The organism is Paraburkholderia sp. (genome assembly GCF_024281035.1).
In the GTDB taxonomy this organism is placed as follows: domain Bacteria; phylum Pseudomonadota; class Gammaproteobacteria; order Burkholderiales; family Burkholderiaceae; genus Paraburkholderia.
This window is the reverse complement of the sequence record NZ_JAMXLH010000016.1, coordinates 17,860-32,056: the sequence shown is the minus strand read 5'-3', so window position 1 is coordinate 32,056 and position 14,197 is coordinate 17,860. Positions and strand designations below refer to the sequence as shown.

Genomic DNA, 14,197 nt, shown 5'->3' with positions numbered 1-14,197 from the left:
GCCGCGAGGTCGGCTTTATAACTCTCGGCACTATCGAAAAAAAAACGTCACACCTTGGCAATCACCCTGCCAGACGGCGTACCGCATGCCTCGCACCACAATATGAATTCCAGTACGTCCAAGTACTGCTCACCCCGCTCGATCTTGGAGACATAGCTCTGCCCCTTGCCCAGTTTCTGGGCAAGTCCAACCTGCGTAAGACCCGCCTTGCGTCGCGTATCTCGCAGCACCTTGCGCAAGGCTTCGTACCGTTGGGCATATAGCATCGGCCCATGCTATATTCCACTCCGGAATATTCGATTTGAGACTAATCTGTGAAGGCCGTCCAAAGAACGGGCCTGCACAAACACGGTTTCAGCCGTTGACCAACATATTCAATTCGGGGAAGTAATGCAGAAATTCAGATTGCCTCTCATTGCAGCGATTTCGATTCTTTCGCTTTCAGCGTGCGGGAAAAAAGAAGAACCATCACCAGTCAATAATAGCGCAATCTATTCCCCGAAGATCAGTGAGATCGGCACTGTATCGCCTGTGCCCCAGTCCGATCCCTCCGCATCACAACCCGATTCGACGCCGACATCCCAGGCATCCAGCCTGCCTCAAGCGAACATCAATACCCCGTTCAGCCAGTATCGAAGCATCAATTCGGGTGCGGAACTAGCACTGGTGTACTACGCCGTGTCTGATACGCCCGTCGACTACGAGCAGCTCACCCAGCACATGTCGGCCGCATACAGGACCACGTCCGACGCATTCAAGCGCAAGGATATTGTCGATTCGCTGAAACCGAAAATCGATGCTCAGATATCGGCCTTCCGAATGAGTCCGTACCTCAAGGTTCATTGGACCAGTCTCGTTCCGGGGCACTACGACATGACGAGCCAGTCATTCCCGTTGAACAACCTTCCATTGGGGAGCCAGACTGGTAGATGGATGGACGGCACCCAGTACTCGTACTCCATCACGAATAGCGCACCGTATTCGGCACTCAAAATCACCGACCAGGCCACAGCCCGGAAAATTGAAAATGCGATTTCACAGATGCACCCGTTCTCGGCCGATATGTATCTTTTCGCTCAAGGCACAGATGCCGACTCCCATCTCGTGAAAATGCAGATGGTGCGGATGGACGTACTCGATGCCCAACAAAGCGTCATTGGCACGCTCAAAGACACGCGATAACCACGAGCGCGCGCAACGTGACACGTCAAGTGGCCCGATCGGCAATCAGACTAGTCAGTAGCGCCAGCGCATGGAATCGCCGGGCAGCTGACGCATGCTCCCTCAGCAACCGCATTGTCGAATTGCTGCTGTTTCGACCGGAGCATCGGGTTTTGCGAAACGTGATTCAGCCAGTTATTCAGCATCTCATTCTCTGCTGCCGTCACGACACCTTGTGCATTGGCCCCTAAAGCCCCGGCGATCAGCCCGCTCTCCAACGGGTCATGGCAACGTCGAGAGGCGCAGGGATATTCCGGTTCGCGTCTACGGTCGTATTTAGGAGTGGTCCGGCCGCCCCCAACGGCCCCAGACGCTCACGTAGCTCGGCGAAGTAGTACTCGTGAATTTGCTCCATCCACTCCAGCCGCTCCGTCAGCATGTCGAAGCGGTAATCGTCGCTCGCCATCCGGCCTTCAATCAGGCTTCTGACTGCCGCACTCACAGAAATATTGAGCCGTTCCGCGAGCGCCTCCATGGTCGCCTGATCGACCCGGGTCCTGATCGTTCTGTCCTTATTCAATTTCTCTTCCCCAAAAGCGCCGCTAGAATGATTCGTGGACTTTGTGCCACACGCCCAAATCCCTGCCCAGTCTGGGCGAAGCGCACTATGGAGCGCAACCGGGCACCAAAACGAATCGACTTTGTGATACGCCCGAAACCCTTGCCGGGCGTAGGTTTACGGGCGGTTTCGGCGTTGCACGCGAGCGTGCGTCATGTGTGTGCTCTTCTACGGGGGCGGCTTTGATGTCAGGTAATGACGACTCAGCGGCAATTGAGCCGGTTCGCGACGGCTCCAGGCCGGACGGCATTTCGGGGATTTCCACGGCGCCGCCACCCGATCCGCAGCAGGACATCAGGCAGGATTTCGGCTCCAGCTGGATACAGCGCGCGACGCTGGCTTCGACGCAGATGCACCGCGACGAAGCCTTCCGCCGCAAGGTCGCGAAGGGGCTTTTCTAGCGAGCGCGCATCGAGCACGCGGCCGACGACGAGCGCAGCAAATCGATCAGCGACGCCGCAGCACTCGCCGACGCTATAAAGCACAAACCCAGCGCTCAGGCCAGGTTTGAGTTACTGCAACTGCCACTCGATTCTTGTGCACAAGCTATCCGCAAAGCGATCCAAACGTACCCAAGTTATCCCCGCTTCCACGTAACACAAGCTTTGCCGTCAGCCCGGCCGACCAAGATTCCAGCTCTTTTCCGTAGGCCAAGATACGCACAATCGTCAGATCGACAGGACTCGCATCATCACAAACGTATTCGGACCCGACTTCGCCCCCCGCCCTCTTATGATGCGGAACGAATTCCGTGAATCGTGCCCCCACATGGATGTCAGTCACGCATCGGCCAATCACGTGCCATTCTTCGCCAACCTTTAAAGGCTCGTGCGCAACCCCAAACTCGACCATAGCTATTTCCCACTCGCAATTTGAGCCGCTTTCTGCAAGAACGTGCTTATCTGAGCCTGGCTCATTGTCGGCAGTGTGCTTAGATATTCCGTAAGTTCCGATCCTTGCAAAGTAATGGTATTCGGAATATTGATGCCCATGCCAGACAAGATTGATCGAGCTTGAGACGCCGTGATAGTTGTTGACGCCAGATTCGCGAACTGAGTCGGCGCAACCGAAACAGCAAATTCATTTTCGATTTGGGCAAGCGACGGCGTACTTGCGTTTCCTAGCGAAGACACCTCGATACCAGCCAGATCGGATGGCAGAGCAATTTGCAGCACTCCGTTGCCGTATGCTGTGCCGCTCCCTGTGGCAAATACCGTTGCGATGACCGGACTCGTCGACGTCGGAGTGATGCCGATTTGTTGTAAGCCTGGACTTCCTGGATATCCGTCAGTAGTCCCTCTAAAAAGAGCCGTACCTTCCGTTGCGCTACCTGTGGCAGTGGCCGCGTTCGTCAAGAGCGAAGTTTCCTCGGCAGCAAACGCACCCTCGGCCCCTTCGATGGCCCCCCCTTCCTCGCCCGCCACACCTCCAATATCGGCATTCGTCGACATCATGGCCAGCGTCGTCATACCCGCTGGCGAAGCGATCCACGCCGCGACATCGCTCCCGGCGCTGTTTAATGCATTCGTCGCTGTACTGCTGGCGCTATTCCACGCATCTACCACCTTCTGCCAGCAATCGTGCAGGTTACAGTTGTTCAGCGCCTCGTTTTCCGCGGACGTCGCCGCGCCGGTAACGTTCTGCCCCAAGGCACCCGCCGCCGCACCGCTCAACAACATCGAGATCCCGGCAATCGCCGCACCTTGATCCGGCGAAGCCGCGCCATCGCTCCCTACGATCGCAGCTCCGATGTACGGCGTCGCTGCTGCCGATACCGCCCCGCCAATGGCCCCTCCAGTGCATCCGGTTCCCTCCGCCGAACTAGCCGCGCACCCCAACGCTGCGTGCTCCGCTAGATACGCGAGCTCACCTGCTGCTTGCCCCAAACCCGGCCCCAGGTCCTGCGTCAACCCTTGCGTCACGGACGATTGCTCACTGCCGATAAAGTTCGCCCCAACAGCAGCCAGATCGCTCGTGCCGACCGATTCGAGGTTGTTCAGGAAACTGCCGCCCTCGATCGCCGTCGTTACTCCGGCATTGATCGTCGCAGTCGCGCCCAGCGCAACCAGCTCACCCTGCAAGGCGCTTGCCGCGCCCGAACCGGCCTGCGCCACCTGCCCGAGCGTATTGCCCAGGTTCCCCAGTCCCGCCAGTTGTCCCAGCGTGCTCACGTTCTGGGGAAGACTGTTCAGCCCCTGATCCAGGTTACCAATACCCAGCTCACCCGTCGTGCTGTTATAGGTGATGCCGTTTGTCAGGCCCGCAGTAATGGCCCCGACCGCCCCGGCCTCCAGGATTGCGCCCAGATCGAGTCCGTTGCCAGACGCGAGCTGGCTAGCCGCGCTTCCAGCCATACCCGAAACCGCGCCGACCACAATAGATTCGCCCAGCGTCATGGTGGCCAAGGTCGCCCCCATAGCCGCCGCAGCAGCACCTGCAGTAACAATGGATGCGGCAAGCGCAATTGCCATGACCATGAAGGTGGGCAACCCTCCGCCCTGCTTCGTAAAGCCGGTATGGAGGTTGTCGCTCACCGAGGTCTGCGTGAAATCGCTGCCCAGTTGCTGCTGCAACTGCGCGATCAACTGCTGCGTGCCGGCTTGATCCACCGACCCATTACTGCCCAGTTCCTGCAACGCACCACCAATCTGCTGCAGAGTCGCAACGTTCAGGCTCATGTCCGCCGCGCTCATGAACCCGCCGGGCTGCACCACCGTGCCCGTCGTGTCGGTGTAGCCGCCCTTCACGCTGTTCCAGATCTGCCCAACGTTGACCTGGTTCGCCTCGTTGGTCAGCGTACCGGTATTGACCGTGAGCGAGCCGCCCGAGGTGATGTTGCCCGTGTTGGTGATGCTGCCGCCCGTGGCGGCACTGCCGAAGTCCAGCGTCAGGCTGCTGGACGCCTCGATGTTGCCCCCGGCCGACAGGGCGCTCGAATTTGCCGGCAGGTACACCTGCGGCATGAGCGCCGTGATCGTCGGACACGTCGCAGTCCCGGTCGCCTTGCATTCCGGGTCAGGCACCGTCTGCTCGACATACCAGAGCATCGGCGCCGTGAGCGCATTGATCTGCGTCTGCGTGAGCGCCGTGCCCAGCTGGATGTTGTTCTGCTCCGCGTAGTTGACCGCGTTCCCGTACAGGACGGCCTTCTCCTGGTCGGCAACCGACAATCCGGTTGTGCTGTCAGGCGACAGACCGCTCACGAAGCTGGCTTTCCCCGTTTGCGCGAGCGCTGCCTGCTGCAGCAGCAGGTTCTCTTCCTGCGGGTTGTAATAGAACAGTGTCGAGCCGGGCTGCAGGCTCGCCGGCAGGTTGTCGATCAGTTGCTGTGGCCCGAGCCTTGCCGTATGCGTGCTGCCGAGTACCCCGTCCACGTAGGACGCCGTACCTGCCACCGCTGTCGGCAACGGCGTGCCGACCGATCTCGGTGTCGACAGGTTCAACCCCGGCTGATTCACCGGACTCAGCGAGATCACCTGCGACGGTGCGTTCACCAGCGGGGTGTAGGTATTGGCCGTGGTGATCCCGTTGATGAGGCTTTGTCCCGTGAGCGACACCGTTGTACCGACCACATTGCCCACGTTCTGGATCTGGCCGCCCGAGCTGATCGTCAGGTTCGGCGCCTGGATGGTCGCTGCGATATTGCCGACAGGCGTGGGCGGGTCAATCGCCCCGCCCACGCGCGTATACGCGTTGCCATAGAGCGCCGTGCATTCCGCGGGCGAACCGCATGCCCACGTGTTGTGCCGGATGTCACTACTGAACATCCCCGTTTCCTGCACCCATTCGGAGTGCCAGTAGGCATTGAGCGTCTGTGCCTCGTTGACAACCGGTCCGGCCACATTGATCGTCGCGCTCGTGCCGGCCGAGATCAGGCTGCCGATGTTGGTCAGGCTGCCTGCGGTGATCTGCAGATTGCTGCCTGCGCTGATCACCGACGAGCTGCCCGACTGCTGGTCGACGTACGCTTCGCAGTAGCTTTCCTTGTAGCCCCCGGCGGTCATGCAGCCTGCGTATTCCTGCTTGGTGCCGTAGTTCTGGTGGACTGGTACGGGCGGAGGCAGGTTGTTCGTGATTGCGCCCGAGACATTCAGCGTGATGTCGTTGCCTGCAACGATGTTCCCGGAGGTGTTGTTCAGGCTCTGCGCGGGCGTGGTCGAGGTCGCCGTCGTGCCCACTCCGCCAATGACAATGTCATGCCCGGCCAGCAGGTTGCCGAAGGTGTTATCGACCTGGCCGGCCGCGATCACAAGGTCGTTGCCTGCGTAGATCGTCGCGTCATTCTGGCTGTAGCTGAAGGTCGTGGTGTTCGGGTTGTTGCCGCGCGGAGAACCGCCATTTCCGCACGCCGAATTCGGTACGCCTGATGCACAGCCCACCGATGACGAATAGTTCTGCGAATTACCCCCCTGATTTGTCAGGATTCCGGATTGGACGATAACGTTGTTGCCCGCGTAGATCAGACCAGCGTTTACAAGGCTTCCTCCGCTGGAAATGCTGATGTTATCGCCGGCAGCGATCATTCCGGTCGGGCCGAAGGTTGTTATAGACGATATCGCGGAAGGCGCAGGCTCACTTGTATTGATGGAGATCGTCGGCGGAGAAGTATAGTAAGTACCGTTAGTTTGGCAGGATTGCGTTAACACGCATATCGTGTCGGCCGCAACTCCTTCTATCACCCCTAGCGACTTCAGTTGATTGAGAAAAGCCGTGTAATCGCTTTGATTGACGTATTGCGTTGTTGTCGCAGTCAACGTCGGCGCAGTTGCGCCGTTGCTTAGCGAACCGATATTCAGGGAAATGCTGCCGGCCGCAGCAATTTCACCGCCCTGGTTCGAAAGGGAGTTCGTAACAAGCTGAATCGAATTGCCCGCGGAAATTATCCCGGCCTTGCCCGATACCTCAGTGGTTATGGTCTCGTACACGGTGGGGAGGCCAATCGTGGCTTGGACGCCATAACTGGTAGCAGCGACGGGTAACCAGCGCCCGTTCGTGTCCACCACGAAGCCGATAGCCGATCCACTGGTACCATCAACACCCGGGAGTGATTGCAGCGTAGCAGTCAATGTTGTTGTGTAGTCGTGAAAATCCTCGTCACCTCGCGAGGCTTTCTCCCAATACTCGGTTTCCGAACCGATTACACCGGAAAGGAGCAGCGACGGATCACTGATCGTCGTGGTGGCCGTTGCGCTGCTGGGTGCCGTCTGGTCATTGACGACCGCGCCCGCGGAAATATTGATGTTGTTGCCAGCAAAGATCGACCCGCCGGTATTCTGCAGTACGCCGCCCAGGTTGAAGTTAACGTCCCCCTGCGACTGCGTCGTGGCTCCCTGATTGTCGTAGTTGCCACCCGACACGTTCAGTACATTGCCCGCCTCGACCGTGCCGCGATTGATCGTATCGCCGGTGATGCTGAGCGTATCCGACGCATGCAGGAGTGCCCCTGCCTGATTGATCAGTGAGCCGGTGAACGTCACGTCATTGCCGATCACCTGACCATTGTTCGTGAAGATTCCGCCGGTCGTGACCGTGAACGGTGTGGTGCCCGTGATGGTGCCGTTGTTCGTCATCCCGTTCAGCGCATCGACCGTGACGCCCGTGCCGCCGTAGTTCCACGTCCCTGCCACGTCGAGCGTGCCGACCGTCAGCGAGAGCAGCCCCGCCTGACTGATGGTCCCCTGCGACATGTCGACCGACGTGTTCGGCGCATTGATCGTGAGGTTACCCTGCGCGAGTATCTGGCCACCAGTGTCACTGAAGGACCCAGCGCCGCCCGTGATCGCCAGCGACAGATTGCCGGCCGCGGTAGTTGTCCCTGACGAGTTCCCCGCAAAGAGCAGCCCGTTCTGGTTGTTCAGGCTTGCGGTGCTGATCGTGAGCGTATTCAGGCCCATCAGCGCACCGCCGGCATTCGTCAGGCTGCCGGCAAGGTTGACGACGGTGTCCGTGCCGTTCACGAGACCCGCGTTTGCAAAGTTCGTCCCGTCGATCGTCGTCGTGGCGGTCGACACGAGCGAGCCCGTCGCCGTGTTCGTCACATTCGCTGCCGACACCAGCAGGTTGCCGCCCGCAAGAACGCTCGCGGCATTGGTAAATCCATTCTGCGCAGTGAACGACGCTGCACCCACCACGTCCACCTGGCCGCCCGCAGCAGTCGCGATGTGGTCCGACGCCTGCACGTTAAGCACACCGCCCACAAGCGCACTGCCCACCACCACGTCCGCGCCGGCAAGCTGCAGGTTCCCGGTCGAAATGAACGACGCCTGGCCTGCATCCAGGGTGCCCTGAGCCGTAGCGGCAATATCCTTCGAGCCCGCCTGCGTGCCGCTGACCGTAACGTTGCCGCCCGCGAGCGTGAACTCGCCAGCCACGGTGCTGCTGCCGTTGAGCGTGAGCGTCTGGCCCGCGGTGAGCGTTGCATCGCCGTTGGACGACACGCCGCCCACCGTCACGTTGCCATTCGTGCCGGTGACATTCACCGTCCCCATCGACGCGATGCCACCCGTTACCGCTGCACCATTGGCCGCCTGGATCTGGACGTTCCCGCCCGACGTCAGCGCACCGTTAAAGGACACACTGCCGAGCGTCGAGGTCGCGCTGACGTTGCCCACGGTCGTCGTCGCACCGAACGACATGTCGCCCACCGAGTTCGCAGTAAGCTGTCCCGCGCCCTGAACGCCACCAAGCACCACGCTACCGCCCGAGCTGACATTGATATCCTGGCCGAAGGTGAGCGCACCACCGCCGTCAATCGACCCGCCGACCGTGATCGTCGCGGCCCCCAGCCCGTAGAGGGCGCCGGTGAGCGTCATCGCCCCACCCGCACCCAGTGTCGTGACTCCGTTGACCAGTCCACCGTTCAGCGCAAGCGCGCCACCGGCATTCGCCGCCAGACTGCCCACGGCGACGGTTGTGCCCCCCACCGAGAGGTTGCCATTCGTCGCGACCAGCGCCGCGTTGCCATTCGCCACCAGATTGCCGCCAACACCCAGACTGCGCGTTGCGCTCAACGCAAGGGCATCACCGCTCTGCACACCGGCGCCGACCGTGATGTCGCGCGCGGCCGTAACGGCCATGACGCCACCCGAACCAAGCTCGGCGGCGAGCGTGACGTCGCCGGTGCCGTCGTGGCCAGACGCCGCGAGACTCACCGTGCCGCTCGCGAGCGCCGAGCCCATCGCGAGGCTGTTGCCTGCGCTCACCGTCAGGTTGCCGTTGGTCGTCGCGTTGCCGGTGACGATGCCGCCCGTCGCGTTGAGAACGAGGTCCCCCGTCGAATTCACCTCCGCGAGCGTCATGTTGCGGGCGGCCGTCACGGTGGTCGTTCCGCCGCTGCCGATTGCGCCACCTGCACTGACATCGCGCGCGGCAACCAGGTTCACGTTGCCTGCCGCGATGGCTGTACCCGTGAAGGTGACATCGCCTCCGCCCGCATTGCCCTGCGCGGTAACGTCCAGATCCCCGCTGACCGCCTGCACCGACCCGAGCCCGGCAGTGTTGCCGGCCGTCACGGTGACGCCCGTTGCCTGCAAGGCGCCGGTGAGCGCCAGATCGTGCGCTGCCGTCAGGACCGCGGTCTGGGCGAAGGCCGCCGATCCCGCGCCGCTGATGTCCTGCCCGGCAGCGAAGGTCCCCGCCATCTGCCCGGCCAGCGTGCCGTCCAGTTCTATGCCTGTGCCTGCCTGGACATTGACGTTGCCCTGGGCGGCAATCTGGCCACCCAACCGGGTATCCAGTCCGGAAACGACATTCAGCGCCGCGAGCGTCGCGGTCGTGCCGCCCAGCGTCGCCGTGCCGCCCGTGGCCGTCACATCGAGGTCCCCAACCGACTGCACGCCCCCCGTTGCCGACACGTTGCGTTGTGCGGTGAGCGTCACCGCATCGCCCGAGCCGAGCGTGCCGCTGACGAGCACATCACGCGCCGCAGTCACCGTGATGGCGCCCTGTGCCGTTGCGGTGCCGGTCACGGACGCATCGCCATTGCCGGCGTTGCCGTTGGCCACCAGCGCGATCGTCGTGTTCGACACGACGTTATTGAGCGCGGCGTTATCGCCCCCGCCCGCCTGCACAACGTTGGCTTCAAGCGTACCGGCGAGCGCGATGCTGCCCTGCGCAGCCAGCAGCGCCGCTCCGGAGAACGCCTGCGTGCCGGGCCCGCCGATATCCTGTCCGGCACTCACGTAGCCGTTGGTGCCTACCAGCACGCCGTTCAGGCCGATGCTGCCTCCGGCTGTCAGCGTCACGTCCCCCACTGCGCTGGTGCTCGCGCCCAGCGACAGATCCTGGCCCGTCGTGATGGTCAGGTTGCCGCCGCTGTTGATGCCCCCCGTCGCGTTCAGACTGCCCAGTTGCGCGTTGAGCACCGCGTCGCTGTTCGACTCGATCGCACCGGCGACATTGATGCTGTTCAGCGCCGCAACGCCGACCGTTGTGCCCGCAGCCAGCTGGCCGGTAGCAGCGACCGTCACGTCGCCATAAGCGGTGGCAGTTATCGCGCCCGCGGCGGCCGCTGCACCGTTCACGCTCAGACTGCCGCTGCCCGAGGTGCCCGCGGCAAGCGCGAGGGTCGTTGCCGACTCGACATTGTTCAGCGCAGCGTCGCCGCTCGCCGAGACCCGCACCGTCTGGCCCTGGACGAGGCCCGCCTGATCGATGTTCGCCGCCGCATTGAGCACCGCCGACTGCGCAAATGCGAGCGTTCCCGCGCCGCCGATATTCCTGCCGGCAATCACGAAGCCGTTACCCTGGCCGTTGACCGTGCCCGTGACGTTGGTGTCGCGCCCGCCCTCGAGCGTCGTATCGAGCGCCACGGTGGTCGTGCCGCCGAGATTGATGTCGGTCCCGGCCAGAACGTTCAGCGCGCCGTTGCTGTTGATCGTGCCCGTCACGCCGACGTTGCCGGCGCGCGCGGTGAGACTGGTATCGCTCGCCGACTGCAGCGAGCCGCTGACGTTGATGTCATGGCCGGCCGTGAACGTCACGCTCGAGCCGCCTGCGAGCGTTCCGGTCAGGTTAAGGTCGTTGTTCGCCGCAAGTGCAATGGTCGAGCCGGCCTGTACGTCGGCGAACGTGCCCGATCCGCCGGCGTTCGTCTGGATCGTGGCACCGCGCAGCGACCCGGTCAGCGTCGTATCGCTGCCCGAAGTGAGACTGGCCGCAAGACCGAATGCAATCGACGCTGCACCGGAAATCGCTCCGCCTGCGACGAGCGTACCGTTGCCCTGGCCAACAACGGTGCCGTTCAGGGTGAGATTCTGGCCAGCGTTCACCGACAGGTCGCCCAGCACGGAGGTCGTCGCAGGTGTGGCACTGGTGCCGAGATCGACCGACTGCGCTGCGTTGATCGTGAGCTTCCCGCCCGAGGCGATCTGGCCGGTGCTCGTGAGCGAACCGGCCTGGTTCGTGAGCGTCATGTCGCCATTGGACTGGACCGTGCCGGCAACCGTGGTGTCTGCTTCGGCCGTCACGTCGAGCGTGGAAGCCGTCTGGAGCGTGCCGTTCACGCTCACCGAGTGCGCCGCGTTCAGGGCGCCAGTCGTGAGCGAGGCAACCGTCCCGTTGACCGTGATGTCGCCGCCACCGGCCGCGCCGTTCGCGATGACCGCAAGGGCCGCATTGGCCTGCACGTCCTGAAGGGTCGCCGAGTTGCCCGCGTTCAACGTCACGTTGTTCGCCTGCAGCGCCCCCGTCATCACGATGTCGTGGCCGGAGGTCACGTTCGCATCAATCGTAAAGCCGCTGGTACCGCCGAGGTTCACGTCATGACCGGCCGTAAGCGTGGCATTGCCCTGCCCCGCTACCGTGCCACCCAGGGTGAGATCGTTGCCCGTGGTGAGCGTCATATCGCCCGCCGCACTGGTCGAGCCCGTCAGCGCGACGTCCTGCGCCGCGTTTGCACTGAGCTTCCCTGCGCTGGCAAGGGTGCCAGTCGAGGTGACACTGCCGTTCGCCGCTGCGAGCGACAGATCCCCGACCGACTGCACGGTGGCCGTCGCGGCCACCGTCACATTGCCCTGTGCCGCAAGCGCGACCTGCGCGCCCCCGGCAAGCGTGCCGTTCACGATCACGTCGCCCGCGGCCTGCACGCCCGTCGCGCCGACCACGGCAGCGTTGCCATTGAACGTGACGTTGCCGTTGCCGGCGCTGCCGCTGGCCATGACCGCAAACGCACCGCCCGCCTGTACATCCGCAAGCGTGACGCTGTTGGCGGCACTCACCTGCAGACCGTTGGCAAGCAGTTGTCCGGTGAGCGATACGTCGTGCCCTGCGGTGAGCGTGCCGTTCTGCCCGAACGCCATCGAGCCGCTGCTGGTGATGTCGACGCCCGCGTTCAGCGTCCCGTTGTTCTGCGCGATCAGCACGCCCGGCACGTCAATGCCGGCGGCGTTGACCGAGACATCCGTGCCGACCAGCATCGAGCCCGTGACACTGAGTACCCCCTGTGTCGTGGCAGCGAGGCTCGTGCCGCTCGCGAGCGACCCACTCACCGCAATGCCCTGGCCCGCGTTCACCGTCACCGTACCCTGGGCCGTTGCCTGGTTGGCAATCGTCGTGGCCAGCCCGGACGACAGGGCGAGATTGCCGCCGCTATTCACGCTCGCGCCTGTCGTGAGGTTGCCGTTCGCGGCGCTCAGGGCAATGTCGCCCGCGCCCTGAATGGCCGCATTCACATTGACGTCACGCCCTGCACCCGCCTGCAGCGTGCCACTGCTGAGGGCGGCATTCACGTTGATGTCGCGCACGGCCGCAAGCGTGGTCGCGCCGGTCACCACGGTGGGTCCGGCAAGCGTCACGTCACCCGTGCCGTCATTGCCCTGTGCGGTAAGCGAGAGCGCACCACCGCTCTGGACGCTCCCGGTGGATACGTTCGACGAGGCGACCATGGTCGTGTCGCCTGCGGACTGGGTATCGGCGACATTGATGTTGCCGCCCGCGTTGATCGACAGGTTCGCGCCGGACTGGATACTCCCCGTGGACGTGACATCGCCGTTTGCGCTGATCGAATAGCCGCCCACCCCGATGTGCATGCCCGTGAATGACACGTTGCCGCCCGAGCTCACGCTCGCCTGCTGCTGGGCCGCGCTGCCGGCGACCGTCACGTCGCCGTTGGCCGAGAGCGTGAGGTCGCCCACATTCGCGGCAAGCTGCGCGTCCGAGCGCACGCCCATGCCCGCGGCGGTCGCGACCACCTGGATCTGGCCGGCAGTCATCGCACCGAAAGCCGTCGCGTCGATCGCGAGACCGTTGTTCGCGCTGCCGTTCGCTGCGTTGATCGCCGCCGCCGTGTTGGCGGTACCGTTCGACGATGTCGCATACGTGGTGCCAGTCGCATCCAGCCGGGACGGCATCGCGAACTGGTCACCCGCGATCGCGTTGATGCGCGTACCGGCATAGAGCGGCGCGTTCACGCCAATCGTTTCACCGATGAGGTCGATGCTGCCGACGGTGCCTTCGATACCCGCACCGGGGCCGTTCACGCCCGGGTCGCCTTCAATCTGGATGTGTCCGCCCGTGACGTTAAAGCCGATCGCCTGCGCACCCGCGAATCCCGTCGGTGCGCCGCCGACTCCATCGAGAAACTGCGGCGTGCCGGTCGTGAGCGTGACACCGATCGTGTTGGTGAAGCTCGTACCCTGCGTCGTAATCCCGTTCGGGTTCGCGATGATGACCGTTGCGGGCGCACCAAACACCTCGAGCGGACCGTTGAGCAGGCTCGCATTCGCGGTGCCGGTCGACGTGACCTGGTTGACGATCACGCCCGCCGCGCGGCCCGCCAGATTCGGATTGGCCTGCACGTTGCCACCCGTGAGCGACGTGCCCGCCATCAGGCTGTTGTTCAGGATCAGCCCGACTGGATCGATGTTGAAGCTCTGGTACTGGTTCAGCGAGATGCCCGCCGCATTCGGCGCCGTGATGTTCACCACGGGCACGCCGCCTCCGGCGCCGGTGGACTGCGTGACTTTCGGCTGGAACGAGATCGGTGCGGTGGGGTCCACGATCGGGGTGGCGTGCGCAAGCTCCATCGCAAAGCTCACCCTGACCGAAGCCAGGTCGCGCATGACCTGCCACGCCTCGTCGTCAAGGCGGCGGCTTCCGGCAGCCAGCACCCCCGCAGCCGATTCGCCCTGCTCGAACGTCACGGTCAGCGGGCCGGTAAAGAGCGTCACTGCGACCAGTGCTGCGAGCGCGCGCTGCCAGACGCGATATGAACGCAATGGTCGGTGAAGCGTCAGCCACACCGGCGTGCGCTGCCGGCTGCGGAATTCATCCCGCAGCGCGTGTGCACGTTCCAGTCGTCGTGCCAGTTCCCGTTTTGACGTGTTCATATCGCATCCGATCTTTCTTGGTGTTCACTGCGCGATCGCGTTCCGGTGGCCTGCCGGAATGGCGTCGCAAGGGGTCATTGCCCCTCGCGTA

5 protein-coding genes are annotated in these 14,197 nt (G+C 63.1%); 2 read left to right on the top strand and 3 right to left on the bottom strand.

Annotated features, from left to right (window positions below; translation table 11 throughout):
- Window positions 1–47: 47 nt before the first annotated feature.
- Window positions 48–266 carry a helix-turn-helix domain-containing protein gene (locus Q0L30_RS03640; RefSeq protein ID WP_296651300.1) on the bottom strand — a complete coding sequence of 73 codons (219 nt, stop codon included), beginning with the start codon at window positions 264–266 and terminating at the stop codon, window positions 48–50.
- A gap of 124 nt (window positions 267–390) precedes the next feature.
- Here Q0L30_RS03640 and Q0L30_RS03635 point away from each other — a divergent pair, with 124 nt between their 5' ends.
- Entirely contained in the window at window positions 391–1,182 is a 792-nt protein-coding gene (locus Q0L30_RS03635; RefSeq protein WP_296651297.1) for a hypothetical protein, read from the top strand.
- Between the two features lie 241 nt (window positions 1,183–1,423).
- On the opposite strand, the gene Q0L30_RS03630 is transcribed toward Q0L30_RS03635, so the two are convergent.
- The gene (locus Q0L30_RS03630) at window positions 1,424–1,741 is read right to left on the bottom strand and encodes a hypothetical protein (RefSeq protein ID WP_296651294.1); all 318 of its coding nucleotides are present in this window, start codon (window positions 1,739–1,741) and stop codon (window positions 1,424–1,426) included.
- 224 nt (window positions 1,742–1,965) lie between these two features.
- Between Q0L30_RS03630 and Q0L30_RS03625 the strand changes: the two genes are divergently transcribed.
- Window positions 1,966–2,181, top strand: a complete 216-nt coding sequence (locus Q0L30_RS03625; RefSeq protein WP_296651292.1) for a hypothetical protein — start codon at window positions 1,966–1,968, stop codon at window positions 2,179–2,181.
- A 453-nt stretch (window positions 2,182–2,634) separates the two neighbouring features.
- Here Q0L30_RS03625 and Q0L30_RS03620 read toward each other — a convergent pair whose 3' ends face one another.
- On the bottom strand, window positions 2,635–14,106 hold the full coding sequence (locus Q0L30_RS03620) for a filamentous hemagglutinin N-terminal domain-containing protein (protein WP_296651289.1): 11,472 nt from the start codon (window positions 14,104–14,106) through the stop codon (window positions 2,635–2,637).
- Between the last annotated feature and the right edge of the window lie 91 nt (window positions 14,107–14,197).